Here is a 23,104-nt window from a genome sequence, read left to right as displayed (position 1 = left end):
TCGGATTGTCTTCCCCTCAGTCGGGGTGACGCCACCTTCTTTCAGATGGCCGGGTTTGCCGGCTTCGCCGGGCAAACGAAAGAAGGCTCCCGCAGGAGCCTCCTTTCACACACCGTTCGCCATTACAGGCGTGACTTGAACCCTTCCAGGTCCCTGGTGTGCTTCTCGTGCAGTTTCACGAACTCCTCGTTATCGGCAGAAGGCGTGATACGCTTCTCACGGGCCTCTTCCATTACTGCCTTGCGGGCCTCAACCCAGCTATCCATATGCTCGATGGCTTCCTTGCGGAGCTGTTCGTCTTCCTCACTCCACTCGCCAATTTCCTTCAGGTAGCGAACAGTGCCTTCATGGAGGGGAATCGGTGAGCTCTTCATGTAGCTACGCGTCATGTCGAGGCTCATGCGGGTTGCCAGCGGGTGGCTACCCTTGTAGTCGTCATAGCTTTCATGCATCCACTTGACGAGGGCATAGACCGCGTCAGCGTCCATCTCGGGACGGGTGGCATAGATGAAGTTGGAGGTCAGACCGTCAACACCGACAGAGGTCTTGACGCCGAACTGGATCGTTGCCGGAATGGACATGGGCGAATACTGCAGGAAACCTTCCCAGGCTTCCTTGTTATCCACGTCCATGTTCAGCCAGCGAATACCACCCGGCGCGCCTTCCATTTCGGACAGCACGGAGCTGATCGGCGCACACCAGGCCACGTCGGCCCGGCCCTCTACAACAGAGCGGCAGTTTTCAGCGTAGCTACTGGCGGGCACATAGTTAAACACGTCTTCCGCTTCGTCCTCGCTCACTCCGAGGTAGGCCGGCATGGCCTTGCGAACGGTGGTGGTCATGGCAGGTGAGAAGGCACCCTGGGCCACACGCACGTCGCCGGCCTTCAGGTCTTCCATGGTCTCGATATCAGAGTCGCCGGACACGACAAAACCCCACGGGGTATCATTGTGGTGCCAGACCATACGTTGAGCAGATACCGGGGCGGCAGCATAGCTGTCGATACCTTCCAGCTGGTAACGCATCTCGGCGGCCGTTACGGAACTCAGGGCGATGTCCTGTCGTTCCACCAGCCGGCGGTAGCGCTGCATTTCACTGTCTTCAGGGACCACCCGCGCGGCCTTGCCGGTCTGCTCCTGATAGATGGCAGCCCAGCCATTGGTGGATGCAAAGCTGCCTGTCTGGGTGCTGGGTGTACCGATTACCAGCAACCGGGGCAAGTCATCAACGTCAGCGTGGGCGACACCGGCAACACCGACCGTTACGGCCAGCGACAACAAGGCAGGGCGAAGGAAAGGAATCTTCATGGTCATCTCCAGAATGTGTTGTTTTTGTGGCATTCCTTGTATCAGGATTTGCAATCTTTCCGATCCTGACAGTTGTCAGACTACCCGGATTCATCGTCAACGGCAAAGTCTCCTGAGGACCACTCGCCACACATTTACAGAAACTTTTCAATTCACTGACCATAACGCTACAATTTGCTGACATTTGTCAGGCAAAACAATAACGATGAAACAAAAACAATTTCCTTCGACCCACCCTGGTCGTGCCTCATCCCATCCTGAAAGAACCCAGTTGCAGGAAGCGACGGTTGCCGGCGTTAGGAACCCATCCCTGGCCGAGAAACGCCGCGAACAGATCTGTGACGCCGCCCTGGAGTTATTCCTGCAAAAAGGTTTCGCGTCAACGACCATTCGCGATATCTGTGCGCGGTCCGGCGTTAACCAGGCCAGTATCTACGACTATATCTCCAACAAGAACGATATCCTCCGACGGTTGCTGAACCAGTTATGGTTCAGCTCAGGAGCCCCCTCTCTGCCCGACCTGCTCGCCGAACACCCCGAAAACACTCTGCAAGAAAACGTTGCGTTCTACCTCAAGGAGTTCTGGAGCAAGCGCCGCAAGGGGACCCTGCTCGCCTACCGGACGGTACCTCACCTGACCAAGGAGGACCGCAAGGCCATGCGGGCGCGGGATGAGCAGTTTATCAGCCGTCTGGCGGAAAGCATCGAGGACCTGACCCACCTACCGGAAAACGACCCGCGAACGCTGATCGTGGCCAACCTGGTGTTATTCATGGCCAATTTTGGACCGCTGAGGGACTGGCTGCACCAGGACCTGGACAACGACATGGTAGCTGATACGGTGGCCGCCGCAATTGTGGCAATGATCGAAAACCTGGCAAGGTACAGCCCGGAACAGTCAGAATCCCCTTCGATACAGGACTGAACCGCCCGGTCGAAGACAATGTTGTTTCTGCAGTTTGGGGAAACGGAAGGAAGTAAAGACGTGCGGAGAGGGAAGGCACCGGCGCGCCAACAAGCGCACCGGTGTCTTCGACTGGTCAGTTCAGTAGGGGATTGGCCCGGTTTTCCTTCCAGACCCACCCGATCAGCAGCACGGCAAGCGCCCCACTGATAATGGTCGTCCAGAATCCCGGAAAGCTGAAGGCAAAGCCAACTGCCAGCAATGGCAAGCGCAACATATGCGGCACCCTGCCGGCACCCAGCATCCAGCCTTCCAGGCCACCGGAAATCATCATGATGCCCACCACGATGGACGGCAGCACGTAGAACAGCGGTGTCAGGTCACCCTGCAACACCAGAGCCGGCTGGAACAGGAAGAACAGCGGGATGAAGTAGATCACTACGCCCAGGCGCATGGCCGTTACCGACGTCCGCATGGGCGGTGCGCCTGCAATGGTGCCTGCGAGGAAGGCGGCTGCGCCTACCGGCGGAGTAATGGCCGACAGCATGGCGTAGTAGACGATAAAGAAGTGCACGGCAATGGTGTTCAGGCCGCCTACTTCGATAATCGCCGGCGCCAGGGTCACCGCCAGGAAGATATAGGCCACGATAGCCAGGCCTGCCATGCCCATAATGAAACAAGCCAGTACACCGAACAGCAGGATCAGGTACAGGTTATCGCCACCCAGGCTGACCAGGCCGGAGGTTACCGAGCCGGTAACACCGGTGATGGTCAGGGCGCTCACCACGAATGCGATGGGCAGGATAATAGCCGCTGTCTGGGTGACCAGCACACCGATCTGCCGCAGGGCGTCAAACATGCGCCGCGGGGTCAGCCGGGTGTCCTTCTGCAGGAACGACAGGCCGACCATCAGCAGGCAGGCGTACCACGGGGTGTAGTACTCCCAGCGCATGTACAGCAGGCCCCATATCAGGAAGACCATGACCGACAGGTACGGCCAGCCGCGCTTGAGGACACTGCGGGCCGAGGGCAGCTGCTCTTTCGGCAGGCCCTTCATACCGGTGCGGGCCGCGTAGGCATCCACCTGCAGCAGCAGGCCGAAGTAGAACAACAGTGACGGCAGGATGGCTGCGATCATGATGGTGGCGTAGTCGACACCAATGGTAATGGCCATAACAAAGGCAATGGCACCCATAACCGGCGGCATAACCGCACCACCCATGGAGGCACAGGCTTCAATCGCACCAGCGTAATGGTTCGGATAACCCACCCGCTTCATGGTCGGGATGGTGATGGAACCCGTGCCGGCGATGTTGGAGAACACGGAACCGGAGAGGCTGCCCATGAAACCACTGGCAACCACAGCCACCTTGGCCGGACCACCCCGGTAACGACCGAAGCTGGCGTTGGCCAGGTCGATGAAGAAACCACCGGCACCGGTGGCCAGCAGCACGCCGGCAAACACCAGGAAGCCAAGGATAATTTCTGCCACTATCTTGGTGGTAATCCCCATCATGCCTTCCGCCCGGAAGACGTGGGCCTCGATCATGTATTCAAACTGGTAGGGAATACCCATCAGCAGGCCGGGGAAATAATCGGCCACCAGCGGGTAAAGCCCCAGCAACACCACCACCAGCAGGAACGGAATACCGCCGCTGCGACGAGCCAGTTCCATCATCAACAGCCAGACAGCGACCCCCAGGTAGAGGTTACTCCACCCGGCCTGCACCATGTCCCAGGCATTGGTGGCAAAGTAGAAGCTGATGGCGATGACCACTATGGCCGCGATCACGTCATAGAAGGGTACCTTCTTCTGACCCTTGCGGGCCGGCAGCGCTATGAAGGCGGCTGCGGAAAACAGCCCGATGAATACCCAGTAGTACTCCCCCTCAAGCAGGCGCTGACCGTCCCAGGTAAAGCCGAAGATATAGGCCAGGCCTCCCAGCAGTCCGAGCACACTGAGAACGACAAAGGCAATACTTTGCCAGGAGAACAGGTGACCGAGCCGGGTAACCTCGGGCTCGGCTTCCGGAAGGGCCCCAGGGGCCTGTTCCGGCGAAGTTGATTGCGTCATAGAGGTCGGTTTCTTGTGTTAATTGTCTGGTGATAGTCTCAGAGGTGCGCCGGGGCAGGCAACCATTACCTGTCCGGCGCACTGGCTGGAGTTACAAGCGAGTGCGGAACCCTTCCAGTCCCTCGGTGTGCTTCCGGAAAATCGCCATATACTCCTCGTTGTTGGCATCCGGGGCGATGCGCTTGTCACGGGCCTCTGCCATGGCGGCTTTGCGGGCATCGATCCAGGCGTCCATTTTCTCGATCGCTGCCTGGTTCCAGGCGTCGTCTTCCTCGGTCCATTCGCCAATTTCCTTCAGGTAACGCACGGTACCTTCATGGACGGGCAGCGGAGAGGTATCCAGGTAGTCCCGGAACACCTCGATGGACATGCGGGTGGACAGCGGGTGTGAGCCCTTGTAGTCGTCATGGGCCTTGTGGAACCACTTTGCCATATCGTAGGCAAACTCATCGTCCGCGTCTGCCGGAACGGAATACAGGAAGTTGGAGGTCAGTCCGTCCACGCCCTTGGCGGTGCTGACACCCATGTTGATAGTTACCGGCACGGTCATCGGACGATGCTCAAGGTAGGCATCCCACGCTTCCGTGTTGCTCTGATCCATATCCAGCCAGCGAATACTGCCCGGGGCGCCTTCCATTTCTGCCAACACGGAGCTGACGGTGGCGCAATAGGCCACGTCCGCCTTGCCTTCCACCACGGAACGACAGTTCTCCACGTAGCTGCTGGCCGGCACGAAGGTAATCATTTCCTCCGCTTCTTCCTCAGACAAGCCCAGGTAGGCAGGCAATGCCTTGCGGGCAGCGGTGATCATGGGGGGTGAAAACGCACCTACGGCGACGCGGATACCATCCTGCTTCAGGTCTTCGATGGACTCCAGGTCCGATTCCCCGGATACCACGAAGCCCCAGGGCGTGTCGTTATGATGCCAGATGACCCGCTGGGCTACCGCCTTGATGCCGGCATAGGCGCCTACACCCTCGGTCTGGGACCGGATTTCTGCAGAGGCTACGGAACTGATCTGGATATCGCGACGATCCGTCAGGCGGCGATAACGCTGGGCTTCACTGTCTTCCGGAACGATACGGGCATTGGCACCGGTCTGGTCTTTCAGAACGGGTGCCCAGCCATTGGTAGAAGCGAAGCTGCCACTGGAAGTGCCAGGCGTACCGATAACCAGCAGGCGCGGCAGGTCGTAGTCCTCAGCCTGGGCCACTGTGGCAGAAATACCCAGGGAGACGGCAGCAGCCAGTGACAGCAAGGAGCGGGGGCGGGAGAAATTCGTCATTAACCAACCTCATTGATAGTTATTGAACGTTATTATCCAGGGATAACAACGGGTAAGGGAAATCCTGACAAGTGTCAGGCTAGAGTATCACTAAGGACCGGACGAATAAATCCTGCGAGCAGGTGCTCTTAAACGAAAAAGCCGCTGGCACCTGTTCGGCACCAGCGGCTTTTAAGGGGAGGGCTGGAATCAGAGCCTTGAACGGAAGCCTTCCAGGCCATCGGTGTGTTTACGATAGATGGTCATGAATTCGTCATTGTTGTGGCTGATTTCAACGCCTTCATCCCTGGCCTCTGCAAGCGCTGCCTTACGGGCTTCAATCCAGGCATCCATTTTGTCGATCGCCTCGTTATTCCAGGCATCGTCCTCTTCTGTCCACATATCGATTTCTTTCAGGTAACGAACCGTGCCCTCATGAACCGGGATTGGTGCGCGGTCGAGGTACTCCCGGAAGATCTCTACATCCATGCGCGTGGCCAGTCCATGGGAGCCCTTGTAATCGTCAAAGCTCTGGTGAAACCACTTTGCCAGGCTGTAGGCAAAGGCGTCATCCACATCGGCCGGCACGGCATAGACGAAGTTGGACGCCAGGCCATCAACTCCCCTTGCGGTGCTCACACCCAGGGTCATCGTGGTTGGCACCACCATGGGCCGGTGCTTGAGGTATCCCGCCCAGGCCTCCTTGTCATCAATGTCCATGTTCAGCCAGCGGATGCCACCGGGCGCGCCTTCCATTTCCGAGAGAACGGAACTGATGGTAGCGCAATAGGCCACATCGGCCTTACCTTCTACCACGGAGCGACAGTTCTCCACGTAGCTGCTGGCCGGCACAAACTCAAGCTTTTCACTGGCTTCTTCTTCGGTCATGCCGAGGTAAGCCGGCAAGGCTTGCTGGACCGCTGTCGTCATGGGGGGAGAGAAGGCACCCTGGGCGACCCGCACGCCACCTTTTTTCAGGTCGTCCATGGTTTCAATATCGGAATCGCCGGACACCACGAACCCCCAGGGCGTATCGTTGTGATGCCAGACCATTCGTTGCGGTACCGGCTTCATGCCGGCGTAGGCACCGATACCTTCGATCTGGAAGCGCATTTCCGCTGACGATACGGAACTCATGTTGATGTCGCGCCGTTCCGTCAGTCGCTTGTAACGCTGGGTTTCGCTGTCTTCCGGCACGATACGGGAGTTGGTTCCCACCTGGTCCTTGAGGACCGGGGCCCAGCCATTGGTCGAGGCAAAGCTGCCGCTGGAGGTACCCGGTGTGCCGATTACCAGTAACCGCGGCAAGTCATAATCGTCGGCCTGGGCCACGCCTGTTGAAACGCCGATAGCCAGGGCACAGCCAAGGGAAAGTAGCGAACGGGGCACTGTGAATGATTTTTTCATGTAATCTCCGCTAATAATTGTTTTTGTATCGAGGAAAGGCACGGCTGGTGCCCCACCCTTTTCAAGCTAGGAGATCACTGTCGGACGGTCAACAGGTAATACACTTTTTCAACCGGTTTAAATGTGAACCGGTTGAATCATCATGTTCAGGCCGTTTTCTTGCGGGCTTCCTTGACGACATCGTAGGCGTGGCTGATCTCACGGGTACGCTCCTCCGCCATTTCCCGCATACTGTCCGGCAAACCACGGCCCGCCAGTTTATCCGGGTGATTTTCACTCATCAGCTTACGGTAGGCACGCTTGAGCTCGGCGTCACTGACCGAAGGGCTCACCCCCAGGGTTTTATAGGCGTCGTCTATTTGCTGGCCAGTGGAGTAGTTGCCGGCGCCGGATGCCCCTGCCTGGGCGCCTCGCAGCGTGGCCTCCAGTTGCTCCACCATGCTTTCCGGCAGGCCCAGCCCCCGGGCAATGCGTACCAGCATCTCGTGCTCGGCAGGATGGACCTCTCCATCGGCGGCCACGGCAGACACCTGGACCTGCAGGAACATCTGCAGCAGGGCGGACTGGCCGGCACAGACCTGCCGGAACCTTTGCAGCTCGGCATCCAGGTCAAAGTCATCGGACTTGCCGCGGTTAAAGGCGGCCTTGGCGCTCTCCCGCTGGCTGGCATTCAGGTGAAAGCGGTCAAACATGGCTTCCGCCATGCGGATCTCATCCCGGGTTACCACACCATCAGCCTTGCTGACCGCACCCATAACGGCGAATACCGACTCCACGAAGCCGCTCTGCATGTCTTTCAGACGACCGACGACTTTTTTTCTCAGGCGCCTGAATAAAAACGCCCCCACGGCCCCACCGATGATCAGCCCCGGCAAACGGCCAAACGCGTAACCAATAGCAGCACCCAGTAATATGGCAAACAGCATGGATATCCTTCCCGGTGATCAGACTTTTCTGCACTATACCGGTTTTGCGCCCATTTCTCCTGACAGTCTGGCTACGGGATGCTTCACATGCCCGGTACACCGCGATACCATCCCGCTGTATTCATCCGAACCAGGAACCCATGACACTTCTCATACTGTTTGCCGTTATTTCCATCGGCTTTTCTTTTCTCTGCTCCATCCTTGAAGCGTCATTGCTGTCGGTCACTCCAAGTTATATTGCGTCCATTCGCAATGACAGCCCTGAGCTTTTCAAGCGGTTACGCAAGCTCAAGGATGAAATCGATGACCCCCTGTCGGCGATCCTGACCCTGAACACCATTGCCCATACTGCCGGCGCGACCGGGGTCGGCGCCCAGGTTGCGGTAGTGTTTGGTGAGGCCTGGCTCGGCGCTGCCTCCGCTGCCATGACCCTGGCAATCCTGATCCTGTCAGAGATTATTCCCAAGACCATCGGCGCCCGCTACTGGCGCAGCATCGCCCCGGCTCTTCCGGCCATCCTCGGCTTCCTGATGAAGTCGCTGCTACCGTTTGTATGGCTGTCGAAACAGATCACCCGCCGGCTAACGTCCGGCGAGGACGGCACGGACATTCGGGGAGAAATCAGTGCACTGGCCGAAATAGGCCGCGACCAGCAAGCCCTGGACGAGGATGAACGCCGGATCATCCAGAACGTGCTGCGCTTCCATGAGATCAAGGTCAGTGCGGTGATGACACCACGCACTGTGTGCAAGGTACTGTCACCGGGGACCACCCTTGATGAGTTCCTGCAAAAGGTAAAAACCACGCCCTTTTCCCGCTTCCCGGTGCTGGATGAGGAAGGCGAGGCGCTCGGCTACATTCACAAGGCCGATGTGATCAACCTGGAGTCCGACGCCGCGTTAATGGACAGCATGCGGCAGATCAAGCGGGTGAAGGCCAATACCAACATCGAGTTCCTGTTCTCGGAAATGCTGCGGGAGCGTCAGCATATGGCCATCGTTTATGACGAGCTGGGCACGTGGCTTGGCATTGTGACGCTGGAAGACATCCTGGAAACCCTGCTGGGCACTGAGATCATGGATGAGACAGACAATGTCTCCAATCTTCGTCGCTATGCCAAGCAGCGCTGGAGTCGCAAGCTTCGCCAGCGCGGGCAATGAGCTCCGGCAGCCGACGGACATAAAAAAACCGGCCAGGGAGTTCCGGGCCGGTTTCTGGTGATCACGGTTCAGTCCGTTCTTAGCGGACCGGGGAATTCAGCACATCCAGCACGTCTTCCAGCTCGGTGATCATCTGCCGGATCAGCTGCTTGTACTGGCTGGTGTCTTCCTTGATTTCCTCACCGTTCAGCTTCTGCTTGGCGCCACCGATGGTGTAGCCCTGGTCGTACAGCAGGCTGCGAATCTGGCGAATGGTGATCACGTCAGCGCGCTGGTAATAGCGCCGGTTACCCCGACGCTTGACCGGCGACAGCTGGGGAAATTCCTGCTCCCAGTAGCGCAGCACGTGGGCCTTTACCTGACACAGGTCAGCAACTTCACCAATGGTGAAGTAGCGTTTGCCGGGAATGGCCGGCAGCTCGTTGTTATGACTGGCTTCCAGCATAGGTCTCTACTTTCTGCTTGAGTTTCTGGCCTGGCCGGAAGGTCACCACGCGGCGCGCGCTGATGGGGATTTCCTCACCGGTCTTCGGATTCCGTCCCGGACGTTGTTTCTTGTCCCGCAGGTCAAAGTTGCCAAAGCCTGACAACTTCACCTGTTCGTTATGACTGAGTGCGTCTCTGATTTCGTCGAAAAAAGCCTCTACCATCTCCTTGGCTTCGCGTTTGTTCAGGCCCAGTTCCTCATACAGCCTTTCTGCCATTTCCGCTTTCGTCAAAGCCGCCATTATCAACTCCTCAGTGTCGCTCCCAGCTCGTTCTGCAGGGCCTGGATAACCCCGTCGAAGAGCTCGTGCACTTCGTCATCATTGAGTGTGCGCCCGGGATGCTGCCAAAAGAGGCTAAGGGCCAGACTACGCTTGCCTTCACCCAGTTTTTCACCTTCATAGACATCAAACGCACGCAACGCGGTCAGTCGCTCTCCGGCATTGTCACGGACAACCCGGTCAACGTCTGCAAACGCAATCTCATTTCCGATAATAATAGCCAAATCCCGACGAACTTCAGGGTATTTTGAAAATTCTTTGAAATTAGGCACATATCCGGAAACGATCGGATTCAAGAATAGCTCAAACATCAGGATCGTGCCATCCAGATCCAGTTTTTTCTGAACCTGCGGATGCATCGACCCCATCCAGCCAACTGGCTGATCCTCAAGGAATAGCTGTGCGCACTGCCCCGGGTGCAGGGCCGGGTGTGCTCCGGCCGCGAAGCGAACCTCGACACCGAGCAGGCTGAACAGGGCTTCCAGCTCGCCCTTGACGTCAAAGAAGTCAGCCTGGCGGCGACCGTTGGCCCAGTTCTCGGGCAACTGGTTGCCGGTCACGATGCCGGCCAGCATAGGCTGCTGGCCAATCTTCTCGCCGTCTTTTACAAACCTGAGGCCCGATTCGAACAGCCGGATGCGCGGCTGCTGGCGCTTCTGGTTATACTCGAGGGCCTTGACCAGGCCACTCCAAAGGGTTGTCCGCATCACCGCGAGGTCCGATGAAATCGGGTTTGCCAGGGGGATGCCTTCACGGTCGGGGTCCAGCACAGCCTGCACTTTCGGATCTACAAAACTGTAGGTAATCGCTTCCTGGTAGCCATTGGCCACGAAGAAGTCCCGCACAGCTGAAAGCGGGCGCACGGCCTCTTCCCTGGGCCGCATGGCCAGGGAGCCGAAGGGCTCGGTTACCGGCAGGTTATTGTACCCGTAGATGCGACCCACCTCTTCGATCAGGTCTTCCTCGATACTGATATCGGGACGATAGCTGGGTACCCGTACCGTCCAGCTTTCAGTGCCCTGGTCAGTGATCGACAGGCCCAAACGGGTGAGGATGCCTGCAACCCGGGATGCCTCGATGGTCATGCCCAGGACGCCCGCCAGGCGCCCAGCCCGCAGGGTTACCGCGGGGGCGTCCGGCAGGTGCTCATCGCTGGCCACCTCAACAATCTCGCCAGCCTCACCGCCGGTAATTTCCAGCAGCAGGGCAGTGGCCCGCTCCATGGCAGTGCGGGCCAGCTCATAGTCCACGCCCCGCTCGAAGCGGTGGGAGGCATCCGTGTGCAGGCCATATTCCCGGGCCTTGCCCGCCAGCGCTACCGGCTCGAACCAGGCGGACTCCAACATCAGGTCGCGGGTCTTTTCAGTGACACCGGAATGTTCGCCGCCCATAACACCGGCAATGGCGAGGGGCTTCTGGTGGTCGGCGATAACCAGGGTATCGGCACTGAGTTTGACGGTCTGTCCATCCAGCAGCACCAGTTCCTCGTCCTGACGGGCCATGCGCACCACGATGCCGCCGTCGATTTCCGCACGGTCAAAGGCGTGCAACGGCTGGCCCAACTCGAGCATCACGTAGTTGGTAATGTCCACGGCCGGGTCGATGGACCGAATACCGCTGCGGCGCAGCTTCTCCACCATCCACAGAGGGGTGGCTACCGACAGGTCCACGTTGCGGATTATTCGCCCCAGGTAACGGGGACAGGCTGCCTTGGCTTCAACATCAATCTGTGGTTTTTCCTGATGGCTGGCCGGCACGGGGGCCAGGTCCGGCTCGCTGACCGACTCACCAGTCAGCACACCGACTTCCCGGGCCAGGCCGCGCAGGGACAGGCAGTCCGCCCGATTCGGGGTCAGGTCCACATCAATGGTGATGTCGTTCAGGCCCAGATAGTCGCCCAGGTCCTGTCCTGTCGGCGCATCGGCAGGCAACTCCATCAGTCCTGCATGGTCCTCTGACAGGCCCAGTTCAGACTCGGAGCAAAGCATGCCGTTAGAGGGCTGGCCGCGCAGCTTCGCGGCCTTGATCCTGAAGTTTCCGGGCAATACCGCGCCCACTACTGCGAAGGGTACCTTGAGACCCTCGCGAACATTGGGAGCCCCACAGACAACCTGTACAACTTCGTCACCCCCGGCAACCTGGCAAACACGCAGTTTGTCGGCATCCGGGTGCGGTGCCACCGAGCGCACTTCGCCAACGATCACCCCGGTAAATTCCCCTGCTACGGGTTCGAAACCGTCCACTTCCAGACCCGCCATGGTGATCTGGTCCATCAGTTCCTGGGAGCCAATAGCCGGGTTGACCCACTCGCGCAGCCACTTTTCACTGAATTTCATGGTAAATGCCTTGTCCTGATGCGATCTGGAATTAACGGAACTGGCGCAGGAAGCGCAGGTCGTTGTCGAAGAACATCCGCAGGTCGTTGACCCCGTAACGGAGCATGGCCAGGCGCTCGACCCCGAGCCCGAAGGCAAAGCCACGGTATTCCTCGGCATCGATGCCGCAGTACTCGAACACTTTCGGGTGCACCATGCCGCAGCCCATTATCTCAAGCCACTTGATGCTGCCGTCCTCTTCACGGCCCCACTCGATATCCACTTCCGCGGACGGTTCAGTGAACGGAAAGTAGGACGGCCGGAACCGGACCTGGAGATCCCGCTCGAAAAACACCCGCAGGAATTCCTCAATGGTGCTCTTGAGGTCAGCAAAGCTCACATTCCGCTCGACCAGCAGCCCTTCCACCTGGTGGAACATCGGCGTGTGGGTCATGTCGGAGTCGCAACGGTAAACACGGCCCGGACAGATCATGCGAAAGGGGGGCTTGCCCGCTTCCATGGTACGGATCTGGACCGGCGAGGTGTGGGTGCGCAGCAGTGTGCCCGGATTGAAATAGAAGGTATCGTGCATGGCCCGGGCAGGATGGTGGCCCGGGATATTGAGGGCTTCGAAGTTGTGATAATCGTCCTCGATCTCCGGCCCCTGCTCTACCGAGTAACCGGCGTTGCCAAAGAACTGCTCGATACGCTGCAGGGTGCGGGTGACTGGATGCAGCCCCCCCAGATCCTGGCCCCGGCCCGGAAGGGTGACGTCAATGGACTCCCTGGCCAGCCGGTCGGCGATGGCCGCTTCCTCGAGGCTGGCGCGGCGGGCATTGATGGCTTCCTCAACCTGGCCCTTGGCCTCATTGATTTTCTGGCCGGCAGCGGGACGCTCTTCCGGACTCAGTTTGCCCAGGGTTTTCGCCTGTTGCGTAATGACCCCTTTCTTGCCCAGGTATTCCACCCGGATTTGATCCAATGCCTGCAAACTGTCCGCGTTCTTGACCGCAGTAAGCCCGTCCTGAACAAGTTGCTCCAGGTTTTCCATCAGTGCCTGCTCCAAACCAGAATATTGGGGCTATAAAAACAAAAACAGGGGAAGAGCGCGCCCTTCCCCTGTCAGGGATAACTGCAACGGCAGTTACCCGTCGATCGATACTCGCTCAGAGAGCGAAGTAATCAGAGCGCCGCTTTGGCCTTCTCCACAACAGCAGTAAACGCCTGCTGCTCGTTCATGGCCAGGTCGGCCAGAACCTTGCGATCGATTTCGACTTCTGCCTTCTTCAGGCCAGCGATCAGACGGCTGTATGACAGGCCGTTGGCGCGGGCACCGGCGTTGATCCGGGAGATCCACAGGGCGCGGAATGCACGCTTGCGGTTACGACGGTCACGGTAGGCATACTGATGCGCCTTGATGACCGCCTGCTTGGCTACCCGGAAAACACGGCTACGGGCACCGTAGTAACCCTTGGCCTGCTTAAGAATCTTCTTGTGACGACGGCGTGCAACCACGCCACGCTTAACACGTGCCATAAACTATTTCCTTCTCCAGACCTGTTGATTAACTGGCGATCATACGCTTGATGGAAGCAACATCCGACTTGGCAATCATCTTGGTGCCACGCAGCTGACGCTTACGCTTCGGACTCTTCTTGGTCAGGATATGACTGGTGAAGGACTGCTTATGCTTGAAACCGGTAGCGGTCTTCTTGAAGCGCTTGGCCGCCCCGCTCTTGGTTTTCATCTTGGACATTTCTGAAACTCCGCATTCTGTTTTTCAATAAATAAATGTGTTCCTGAACGACAAATCCCCCGCCAGCGCGGGGGACCTGACTGTGCTCGGGATCACTTCTTTTTACGGGGCGATACAACCATGGTCATCTGGCGGCCTTCCATCTTGGGCCGTTGCTCTACCTGGGCCAGCTCCTCAATATCCTTCTCCACCCGGTTCATGAGCTGCATACCGATTTCCTGGTGTGCCATCTCACGACCGCGGAAGCGGATAGTGATTTTGCCGCGATCCCCGTTTTCAAGGAAACGTACCAGGTTGCGTAGTTTTACCTGATAATCCCCTTCTTCCGTCCCTGGTCTGAATTTCACTTCTTTGATCTGGACCTGCTTCTGCTTTTTCTTGGCAGCGGCCTTGGCTTTCTTCTCTTCGAAAACCTTCTTGCCGTAGTCCATTATCTTACAGACGATCGGATCGGAATCCGTAACCTGAACAAGGTCCAGAGTCGCCTCTTCTGCCTGCTTCAAGGCATCTTCGATCGACACAATGCCAACCTGGTTGCCCTCGGCATCAATAAGGCGTACTTCTGTAGCGTCAATGTTCTCGTTAATAGGTGCGCGTGGTGCGCGACCACCCCGATTCGCTCGCTGTTTGATAATCAGTTCTCCGTCTTGGTTCTGCCTTTGCGCGCGACCTCTGCTGCCAGCAGAGCCTCGAACGCTTCCGGCGTCATGGTTCCGAGATCTTCTCCCTTGCGGGTTCTCACCGCAACGGCGCCGTTCTCGACTTCCTTATCGCCGATCACGACAAGATACGGAACCTTGTTTAAAGTATGCTCGCGGATTTTAAAGCCGATCTTCTCGTTTCTCAAGTCAGCATTTACCCGATAACCCGCTTCCTGCCACTTTTTCGCCAGATTTTCGCAATATTCCGCCTGGCGATCAGTAATATTGAGGATGGCCACCTGTGTCGGGGCCAGCCAGGTCGGGAAAGCGCCTTCGTACTCCTCAATCAGGATACCGATGAAGCGCTCAAACGAGCCAAGCACTGCCCGATGGAGCATAACCGGGGTCTTGCGCTCGGAATTGTCGGCCACATACTGGGCGCCAAGGCGGCCCGGCATGGAAAAATCGACCTGAATGGTACCACACTGCCATACCCGGCCGATGCAGTCCTTCAGGGAGAATTCAATTTTTGGCCCATAGAAGGCGCCTTCACCCGGCAGCAACTCCCAGTCCACCCCTTCGCGGTTAAGGGCCTTCTCGAGTGCGGCTTCCGCCTTGTCCCAGACCTCATCGGAGCCGACACGCTTTTCAGGGCGGGTCGAGAGCTTGTACAGAATCTGGTCAAAGCCGAAGTCCGCATACACCTCGTGCAACATGGCGATAAAGGCAGACACTTCGTCCTGGATGGCATCTTCTTCACAGAAGATATGGGCGTCATCCTGGGTAAATCCTCTCACCCGCATAATGCCATGCAAGGCACCTGACGCCTCGTTGCGGTGGCAGGAGCCGAACTCCGCCAGCCGCAGGGGCAGGTCCTTGTAACTCTTCAGGCCCTGATTGAAGACCTGGATATGACAGGGGCAATTCATGGGCTTGATGGCGAAGTCGTGCTTTTCCGACTCGGTGGTGAACATGTCATCCTTGAACTTGTCCCAGTGCCCGGACTTTTCCCACAGGGTACGGGCCACCACCTGGGGAGTCTTGATTTCCTGGTAGCCGTGGCGACGCTGCATGGCGCGCATATACTGCTCGACTTCCTGGTAAAGGGCCCAGCCGTCCGGATGCCAGAACACCATACCCGGCGCTTCTTCCTGCATGTGGAACAGGCCCAGCTTCTTGCCAATCTTGCGGTGATCCCGCTTCTCGGCCTCTTCGAGGCGCTGCAGGTAGGCCTTGAGCTCTTTCTTGTTGCCCCAGGCGGTACCATAGACCCGCTGCAACTGCTCATTGCCGGTGTCACCCCGCCAGTAGGCGCCGGCCACCTTGGTCAGTTTGAAGGCCTTGAGCTTGCTGGTGCTCGGCACGTGGGGGCCGCGGCACAGGTCGATAAAATCACCTTGTCGGTAGAAAGACAGGTCCTCATCACCGGGGATGTCCTCGATAATGCGAACCTTGTATTCTTCCCCCATCTCATGGAACAGCCTGACAGCCTCTTCCCGGGACAGGACGGAGCGGGAAACCGGGATATCCTGTTTCGCCAGTTCTTCCATGCGCTTTTCGATCCGCTCCAGGTCTTCATTGGTGAAAGGGCGGTCGAACTTGAAGTCGTAGTAGAAACCATTGTCGATCACAGGCCCGATGGTCACCTGGGCCTCCGGGAACAGCTCCTTGACGGCCATGGCCAGCAGGTGCGCGGTGGAATGGCGGATAATATCGACGCCATCTTCGTCGCGCTCGGTGACGATAGCCAGGTCTGTATCCTGGTCAATCTGGTAGCTGGTATCCACCAGCTTGCCGTTAACACGGCCAGCGAGTGCGGCCTTGGCGAGACCCGCACCGATATCAGCGGCGACGTCGTGAACGGTAACAGGATTGGGAAAACTGCGATGGCTGCCGTCAGGCAGGGTAACTACGGGCATGGAAAACTCCTCTCAGCGGTGATCCGTACCAAAGACCACGTGTTAGCGGGAGCCGCGCTACCAGTGCGGCTCAGTCGCTGCGGAGTTTAACAGGATCTTTGCCGGCCTGTCAGGTAGCTGGCGCTGTCTCTGACGGGTTTTCCCTACCCCGCCGACGCAGCTGCAGCCAGCCCACCAAACCCAGTAACGCCAGTGCGGGAATGTACACCAGTTCCCGTGGTGGCCGTTCCTGGGGGACCCGCACCACGTTAATGCTTGATCCGAACGCCAGCCCGGCTTTTTCCGCCGGGCTGTCAAAGCCGACGAAGTCGACGGCATAACGGTCACCGTCCGCAGCGCCCTCAATACCCATGTTCACCAGGCGCTCTTCGGGTGTTTCACCCTCTGCCAGCGGAAGTTTCATCCAGGTCGAACGCTCATCACCAGAGAAGTCCATCAGCGTGGCCTCCAGCATCACATGGTCCACCTCGGGGTCCGCCGCCAGCACCTCAATCTGCTCAACGATTTCAGCCCCCGGCTGCTCGGCGTATTCCGGGTAGACACGATCCCACCAGAAGCCGGGACGGAACAGGGTGAACGCAATGAGGATCAACAGCGCTGACTCCCACTTGTAGCTTTTCGTCAGCCAGTAACCCTGGGTAGCAGCAGAGAATGCCAGGATTGCGACGACTGCACTGACGATGGTGATGACCAGGTCCAGCGGCCCCGTCAGACCGATCAGCAACAACTGGGTGTTGAAAATGAACATGAACGGCAGAACGGCGGTGCGGATGTCATAGGCAAAACCCTGCACACCGGTCCGTATGGGGTCGGCCCCGGATATCGCGGCTGCGGCGTAGGCCGCCAGGCCCACAGGCGGCGTGTCATCCGCGAGGATACCGAAGTAGAAAACGAACAGGTGCACCGCAATCAGCGGCACCAGCAGGCCGTTCTCCGCGCCCAGGGTGACAATCACCGGTGCCATCAGGGTCGAGACCACGATGTAATTCGCCGTGGTCGGCAGCCCCATACCCAGTAACAGGCTGATCAGTGCTGTGAAGACCAGCATCAGCATGAGGTTACCGCCGGAGATGAATTCCACGAATTCTGTCATTACCAGCCCGATGCCGGTGAGCGTCACCGTGCCCACCACGATGCCGGCCGTGGCTGTCGCCACACCGATGCCGACCATGTTGCGGCCGCCAGTGGCAAAGGCGTGCAAGAGTTCGGACCAACCCTGGTAGATGGACTGACCGATCGCACCGTGCTTGCGGAAAAACGCCAGCAGGGGGCGCTGGGTCAGCACGATGAACACCATGAACAAGGTTGCCCAGAATGCCGAAAGCTGGGGCGAGAAACGCTCCACCGTCAGACACCAGACCAGCACGACCACCGGCAGCAGGTAGTAAAGCCCGGTCTTCACAGTCGGGCCGACTTCCGGCAGCTTTGTCATATCGGTCGTGCCGTCATCCACCTCAAGGGGTGGAAACTTTGCCGCATAGGCGACCATCGCCATGTAGATAATCAGCAGCAGGGGACCAAGCACCCACACCGCTGCGTCCCCCAGTAGGGTCTTGGTCCAGCCAATACCGTAATACACCACAAGGGTCAGAATGATCAGGCCGAGCAACAGCACAACCCAGGTCAGCATGCGCTGGGCAAGGGTTGGCTTGTTCAGGCGTTCAATACCCTTCATGCCCAGCTTGCAGGCTTCAAGGTGCACAATGTAGATCAGCGCCACATAGGAAATCAGCGCTGGCAGAATGGCGTGCTTGATCACCTCCAGGTAGGAGATGCCCACGTACTCCACCATCAGGAAGGCCGCAGCCCCCATGATCGGAGGGGTCAACTGACCATTGGTGGAGGCCGCAACCTCGACGGCACCGGACTTGGTGGCGGGAAAACCCACCCGTTTCATCAACGGGATGGTGAAGGTACCGGTGGTGACAACATTGGCAATGGATGAACCTGAGATCACCCCGGACAGACCGCTGGAGACCACGGCGGCCTTCGCTGGCCCGCCTCGCATGTGTCCCAGCAGGGCATAGGCCACCTTGATAAAGTAATTCCCCGCCCCAGCCTTCTCCAGCAGGGCGCCAAAGAGCACGAACAGGAATACGAAGGTAGTGGATACGCCGAGGGCGACGCCGAAAACCCCCTCAGTGCCCAGCCACTGGTGGGATGCCAGCTTGGAGAGGCTTGCCCCTTTATGGGCGATTACATCCGGCATCCACGGGCCGGCCAGGGAATAGGTAATGAAAACAGCCGCCACCACCGTCAGCGGCAGGCCCAGCGCCCTTCGGGTGGCCTCCAGCAGCAATACCAGGCCACCAAGGGCGACCACCAGGTCCTGGGTGATCGGGGCTCCTGGCCGCTCGGAAAGCTGGTCATAGAACAGGAACAGGTAGGCGGCCGAGAAAGAGGCTGCAAACGCCAGTATCCAGTCAAACCAGGGAATATGGGCATTGTGCCGCCCCCGCATCATCGGGAAGGCGGTAAACGCCAGGAAGGTCGCAAACGCCAGGTGGATGGAGCGGGCCTCGGTGGAATTGAAAATGCCGATATTGAAGACAAACGGCAGTGGCGAGGCGATCCACAGCTGGAACAGGGACCAGACCAGCGGGACAATAAACAACAGAACAGATGCCGGCCCCGTCAGCGCCCTGCCCCCGGTTTCCGTCTGCAATACTTCGTGGATCTTCGAGACGTCAACGTTTTGGGGCGCGGAAGGGTCGCGGTTGCTCATGGGGCCGGTTCCATCGGAATTTCACGGGTCAGACAAAAACCGCCGGAGGCAGAACCCCCGGCGGTACAGCATCAGGCACTCAGACTGATCACTCGATCAGGCCAGCCTCACGGTAGTATTTCTCGGCACCCTTGTGCAGCGGCGCACTCAGGGCGTCGGATACCATTTCTTCCTTCTTCAGGTTGCTGAAGGCCGGGTGCAGGCGCTTGAAGCTGTCGAAGTTCTCGAACACAGCCTTGACCACCTCGTAGACCACGTCCTCGTCCACGTCGGAAGAGGTCACAAAGGTAGCCGCAACACCAAAGGTCTTCACGTCTTCGTCGTTACCACGGTACATACCGCCGGGGATGGTGGCGACCCGATAGTAGGGGTTATCGTCGACGAGGGTCTGGGTAGCCTCGTTGTCCACGGCGACAATGGTGCTGTCGCAGGAGGTGGTGGCTTCCTTGATGGCACCGGAGGGGTGACCGACGGTGTAGAAGAAGGCGTCGATGTTACCGTCACAAAGTGCCTGGGACTGCTCGGCGGCCTTCAGCTCGGCGGCCAGGGAGAACTTGTCCATATCCCAGCCCATCTCTTCCATCAGCACCTCGGCAGTGACGCGCTGGCCAGAGCCCGGGTTGCCCACGGAGACCCGCTTGCCTTCCAGGTCCTCGAAGGTCTTGATGCCAGAGCCCTTGCTGGCGACGACAGTGAACGGCTCCGGGTGCAGTGAGAAGACCGCTCGCAGCTTCTCGACCTTTTCGCCCTCGAATTCGCTGGTGCCGTTATAGGCATGGTACTGCCAGTCAGACTGGGCAACGGCCAGGTCAAGCTCGCCCTGACTGATGGCGTTCAGGTTGTACACAGAGCCACCGGTGCTCTCCACGGAGCAGCGAATGCCGTGCTCCTTGCGGTCCATGTTAACCAGGCGGCAGATAGCGCCACCGGCCGGATAGTAAACGCCTGTTACGCCGCCGGTACCAATGGTCACGAAGCGCTGATCCTGCGCGGACACCGACATGGAGCCTGCGGCCAGACCAACGGAGGCGGCCAGGGCCAGGGCCAGGGTGGAGGCTTTAAGTCGCAGTGCGGTTCGGATTGCCATAAACGATTCCTTCTTGATTCGTATTTTTTGGAGCAGATTCCGGACCGGCCACGAACGGCATGGCCAGGCCCGGAACCCCACAGCGGGACGTAACAAAACGTCACATTCTCAGCTTTTCAGAACATAGCCCAGATCGGCCTCAAAATAAAGCCGCAGACCCGACTAAGCATCTGAGTATGCGACCTTTAATGGTGCGCGGAGAGCCCGCAGCCTCAATCTGCCAGGCTCTTGTGGACGATCTCGTAGACGTCCCGGGACAGGCCCTCCTTGTCGCGAACCGACTCCAGCGCCTTGCGCATGCCTTCGCTGTAGACATGGGCGAATTTGCGCCAGCGGGTCAAGGGTGCTGCCAGGCGGGCGGCAATCTGCGGGTTGCTGTCATCCAGCCGACGGATGGTCTCGGCCAGGAACTGGTAACCGGAACCCTCCTGGTCATGGAAGTGCACCAGGTTCTGGCCGGCAAAGGCCCCCACCACGGAACGAATCTTGTTGGGGTTTTTCCAGTCAAACGCCTCGTGTTCCAGCAGACGGCGCACGGACGGCAGGTCGCCGGCGACCGGGCTGGCCGCCTGGATAGAGAACCACTGCTCCACCACCTGCGGATCCTGGTGCCACTGCTGGTAGAAGGCCTCCAGCGCCTGGCCACGCTCTGCCTCAAACGGTGAGTTCACCAGCGCCCTCAGGGCACCGGCCTGGTCGGTCATATTGGTGGCCTTCTCAAACTGTTCCAGCGCCAGGGTCAGCGCCTCCTGATCACCGATATGCAGTAACCAGGACAGCGCCATATTACGCAGGCTCCGGCTGGCCACATCTTCCGGTGTCACCTGGTATGGCTCGGCGGGTTGCTGCCGACGGTAGCATGCCAGCAATTCTTCCCGCAGGGCGGTAGCCAGCACCTTCAGCACCCGCTCCCGGGCGTGGTGAATAATCTGCACGTCGGGCTTGTCGGCCAGTTCGATCAGGTAGGCCTCGGTGGGCAGCTGCAGCATCTTCGCCACCAGTGCCTGGTCTGCCTCGCGGTCGTTCAGCAGCGTGCGGCTGGCCTCCACAAGCCGGGGGTCCACTTCAGCCTCGGCATGGCCAGACAGCTCGCGGATCACCTCTACCGCCAGCCGTTGCCCTGCGTCCCAGCGGTTGAAGCCATCACTGTCGTGGCTCATCAGGAACATGAGCTGGTCCCGGGTCCAGGGGTAGTTCACCCGCACCGGAGCCGAGAAGTTACGCAACAGCGATGGCACCGGCCGGCTGGCAATACCGGTAAATTCAAAGGTATGGCTGGTTTCCGTCAGTTCCAGCACGCGGGTGGTCTCGCCAGTGGACTGCTCACCGGCCAGGGTCAGGGGGATATCCGCACCTTTGGTATCCAGCAGCCCCAGAGCGAACGGGATATGCTGGGGTTTCTTCCCGGACTGTCCGGGGGTGTCTGGAATGGACTGGGTCACCGTCAGGCGATAGACCTGGCTGGCCTCGTCATAGTCATCTTCCACCGCCAGCACTGGCGTGCCGGCCTGCTCGTACCACAGCCGGAACTGACCAAGATCACGGCCGCTGGCGTCTTCCATGGCGCGGACGAAGTCATCGGTGGTTACCGCCTGGCCATCGTGGCGCTCGAAATAGAGGTCGCTGCCCTTGCGGAACCGTTCCGGGCCCAGCAGCGTATGGATCATCCGCACAACTTCATTGCCTTTCTCGTAGATGGTCAGGGTGTAGAAGTTGGAAATCTCCATGTAGGAGGCGGGCCGCACCGGATGGGCCATGGGCCCAGCGTCCTCGGCAAACTGGGCGGTGCGCAACAGCGTGGCATCCTCGATTCGCTTCACCGTGGGCGATCCCATATCGGCGGAGAACTGCGAATCCCGGAAGACGGTAAAGCCCTCTTTCAGGCTGAGCTGGAACCAGTCACGGCAGGTGACCCGGTTACCGGACCAGTTGTGGAAGTATTCGTGGGCCACGATGGCCTCGACACGCTGGAAGGCCATGTCGGTTTCCGACTCGGGGCGGGCCAGCACACAGGACGAATTGAAGATATTAAGGCCCTTGTTCTCCATGGCTCCCATGTTGAAATCGTCCACCGCCACGATCATGAAGATGTCCAGGTCGTACTCGCGGCCGTAGGTTTCCTCGTCCCAGCGCATGGAGCGCTTGAGGGAGTCCATGGCGTGGGCCGTCTTCTCCGCGTTGCGGGGTTCCACGTAGATTCGCAGGTCGATCTCCCGGCCGGACATGGTTCCGAAGGTATCGGTTTTTTCCACCAGGTCACCGGCCACCAGGGCAAACAGATAGCTGGGCTTGGGGAAGGGGTCTTCCCAGGTGACAAAGTGGCGTCCGTTATCCAGCTCACCGCTGTCGACGGGGTTACCGTTGGACAGCAACACCGGGTACGCGGCCTTGTCCGCCTCGATCCGGGTACGGAACCGGGCCATCACATCCGGCCGGTCCGGGAAGAAGGTGATACAGCGGAAACCCTCCGCCTCGCACTGGGTACAGAACATACCGGACGACTTGTAGAGCCCCTCAAGGCGGGTATTGTTCTGGGGCTCGATCCAGGTCACCACCTGCAACTCGAAAGCATCCGGCACCGAGGGAACAACCAGCAGTTCACCCCGGTCGTCATAGTCACCCGGTGCCAGTTGCCGCCCGTCCAGGTGGACCGACTCCAGTGTCAGGGAATCACCGTTCAGCTCCAGCGCACTGCCCTGCTCCCGGGAATCCGGGTTACGGCGGATGCTGAGGCTGCTATGTACACGGGCGCCGTCTTCGAACAGCTCGAAACGCAGGTCAGCATGGTCCACCAGGAAGTCCGGCACCCGGTATTCACTGAGGTAAATGGTCTTCGGTTGACTTGTAGGCAT

General features: G+C 59.0%; 18 protein-coding genes. 2 read left to right on the top strand and 16 right to left on the bottom strand.

Features of this window, described 5'->3' with window-relative positions; genetic code table 11:
* Positions 1–122: 122 nt before the first annotated feature.
* Positions 123–1,307 (bottom strand): TAXI family TRAP transporter solute-binding subunit, encoded by a 1,185-nt coding sequence (locus MLC59_RS13335; RefSeq protein ID WP_248234879.1) that lies wholly within the window; start codon positions 1,305–1,307, stop codon positions 123–125.
* 205 nt (positions 1,308–1,512) lie between these two features.
* On the opposite strand from MLC59_RS13335, the gene MLC59_RS13330 reads away from it, so the two are divergent.
* Positions 1,513–2,232, top strand: a complete 720-nt coding sequence (locus MLC59_RS13330; RefSeq protein WP_248234878.1) for a TetR/AcrR family transcriptional regulator — start codon at positions 1,513–1,515, stop codon at positions 2,230–2,232.
* 115 nt (positions 2,233–2,347) lie between these two features.
* Here the strand turns inward: MLC59_RS13330 and MLC59_RS13325 are convergent, their stop codons facing one another.
* The 4 genes from MLC59_RS13325 to djlA form a co-directional block, all read right to left on the bottom strand.
* Complete coding sequence (locus tag MLC59_RS13325) at positions 2,348–4,285, bottom strand: TRAP transporter permease (RefSeq protein ID WP_248234875.1); 1,938 nt, start codon at positions 4,283–4,285, stop codon at positions 2,348–2,350.
* Between the two features lie 91 nt (positions 4,286–4,376).
* Positions 4,377–5,570 carry a TAXI family TRAP transporter solute-binding subunit gene (locus MLC59_RS13320; RefSeq protein WP_248234873.1) on the bottom strand — a complete coding sequence of 398 codons (1,194 nt, stop codon included), beginning with the start codon at positions 5,568–5,570 and terminating at the stop codon, positions 4,377–4,379.
* A gap of 189 nt (positions 5,571–5,759) precedes the next feature.
* Positions 5,760–6,956, bottom strand: coding sequence for a TAXI family TRAP transporter solute-binding subunit (locus MLC59_RS13315; protein WP_248234870.1), 1,197 nt, complete (start codon positions 6,954–6,956; stop codon positions 5,760–5,762).
* Positions 6,957–7,102: 146 nt separating this feature from the next.
* Positions 7,103–7,882, bottom strand: coding sequence for a co-chaperone DjlA (djlA, locus tag MLC59_RS13310; RefSeq protein WP_248234869.1), 780 nt, complete (start codon positions 7,880–7,882; stop codon positions 7,103–7,105).
* A gap of 140 nt (positions 7,883–8,022) precedes the next feature.
* Between djlA and MLC59_RS13305 the strand changes: the two genes are divergently transcribed.
* Complete coding sequence (locus tag MLC59_RS13305) at positions 8,023–9,042, top strand: CNNM domain-containing protein (protein WP_248234867.1); 1,020 nt, start codon at positions 8,023–8,025, stop codon at positions 9,040–9,042.
* A 79-nt stretch (positions 9,043–9,121) separates the two neighbouring features.
* On the opposite strand, the gene MLC59_RS13300 is transcribed toward MLC59_RS13305, so the two are convergent.
* The 11 genes from MLC59_RS13300 to pepN all read right to left on the bottom strand — a co-directional run bounded on the left by MLC59_RS13300 (position 9,122) and on the right by pepN (position 23,104).
* On the bottom strand, positions 9,122–9,487 hold the full coding sequence (locus MLC59_RS13300) for a MerR family transcriptional regulator (RefSeq protein WP_248234865.1): 366 nt from the start codon (positions 9,485–9,487) through the stop codon (positions 9,122–9,124).
* Positions 9,468–9,770, bottom strand: coding sequence for an integration host factor subunit alpha (gene ihfA, locus MLC59_RS13295; protein WP_091849468.1), 303 nt, complete (start codon positions 9,768–9,770; stop codon positions 9,468–9,470). Before ihfA ends, MLC59_RS13300 begins: the two co-directional genes overlap by 20 nt.
* A 2-nt stretch (positions 9,771–9,772) precedes the next feature.
* Positions 9,773–12,145, bottom strand: coding sequence for a phenylalanine--tRNA ligase subunit beta (gene pheT, locus MLC59_RS13290; protein WP_248234864.1), 2,373 nt, complete (start codon positions 12,143–12,145; stop codon positions 9,773–9,775).
* A gap of 31 nt (positions 12,146–12,176) precedes the next feature.
* The gene (gene pheS / locus MLC59_RS13285; RefSeq protein WP_248234862.1) at positions 12,177–13,175 is read right to left on the bottom strand and encodes a phenylalanine--tRNA ligase subunit alpha; all 999 of its coding nucleotides are present in this window, start codon (positions 13,173–13,175) and stop codon (positions 12,177–12,179) included.
* A gap of 131 nt (positions 13,176–13,306) precedes the next feature.
* On the bottom strand, positions 13,307–13,660 hold the full coding sequence (gene rplT / locus MLC59_RS13280) for a 50S ribosomal protein L20 (protein WP_248234859.1): 354 nt from the start codon (positions 13,658–13,660) through the stop codon (positions 13,307–13,309).
* A gap of 28 nt (positions 13,661–13,688) precedes the next feature.
* Positions 13,689–13,880 carry a 50S ribosomal protein L35 gene (rpmI, locus tag MLC59_RS13275; RefSeq protein WP_091849460.1) on the bottom strand — a complete coding sequence of 64 codons (192 nt, stop codon included), beginning with the start codon at positions 13,878–13,880 and terminating at the stop codon, positions 13,689–13,691.
* Between the two features lie 92 nt (positions 13,881–13,972).
* Positions 13,973–14,518: a translation initiation factor IF-3 gene (infC, locus tag MLC59_RS13270; protein WP_248234884.1), complete on the bottom strand. Its 546-nt coding sequence runs from the start codon at positions 14,516–14,518 to the stop codon at positions 13,973–13,975.
* On the bottom strand, positions 14,515–16,440 hold the full coding sequence (gene thrS, locus MLC59_RS13265) for a threonine--tRNA ligase (protein WP_248234856.1): 1,926 nt from the start codon (positions 16,438–16,440) through the stop codon (positions 14,515–14,517). The genes infC and thrS overlap by 4 nt, the downstream gene beginning before the upstream one ends.
* Positions 16,441–16,549: 109 nt before the next feature.
* The gene (locus MLC59_RS13260) at positions 16,550–19,165 is read right to left on the bottom strand and encodes a TRAP transporter permease (RefSeq protein WP_248234854.1); all 2,616 of its coding nucleotides are present in this window, start codon (positions 19,163–19,165) and stop codon (positions 16,550–16,552) included.
* Between the two features lie 88 nt (positions 19,166–19,253).
* Positions 19,254–20,252, bottom strand: a complete 999-nt coding sequence (locus MLC59_RS13255; RefSeq protein ID WP_248234852.1) for a TAXI family TRAP transporter solute-binding subunit — start codon at positions 20,250–20,252, stop codon at positions 19,254–19,256.
* 212 nt (positions 20,253–20,464) lie between these two features.
* Positions 20,465–23,104 carry an aminopeptidase N gene (gene pepN, locus MLC59_RS13250; protein ID WP_248234850.1) on the bottom strand — a complete coding sequence of 880 codons (2,640 nt, stop codon included), beginning with the start codon at positions 23,102–23,104 and terminating at the stop codon, positions 20,465–20,467.

Source organism: Marinobacter bryozoorum (genome assembly GCF_023156245.1).
Taxonomy (GTDB): domain Bacteria; phylum Pseudomonadota; class Gammaproteobacteria; order Pseudomonadales; family Oleiphilaceae; genus Marinobacter; species Marinobacter bryozoorum.
This window is presented reverse-complemented; position numbering and strand designations above follow the sequence as displayed.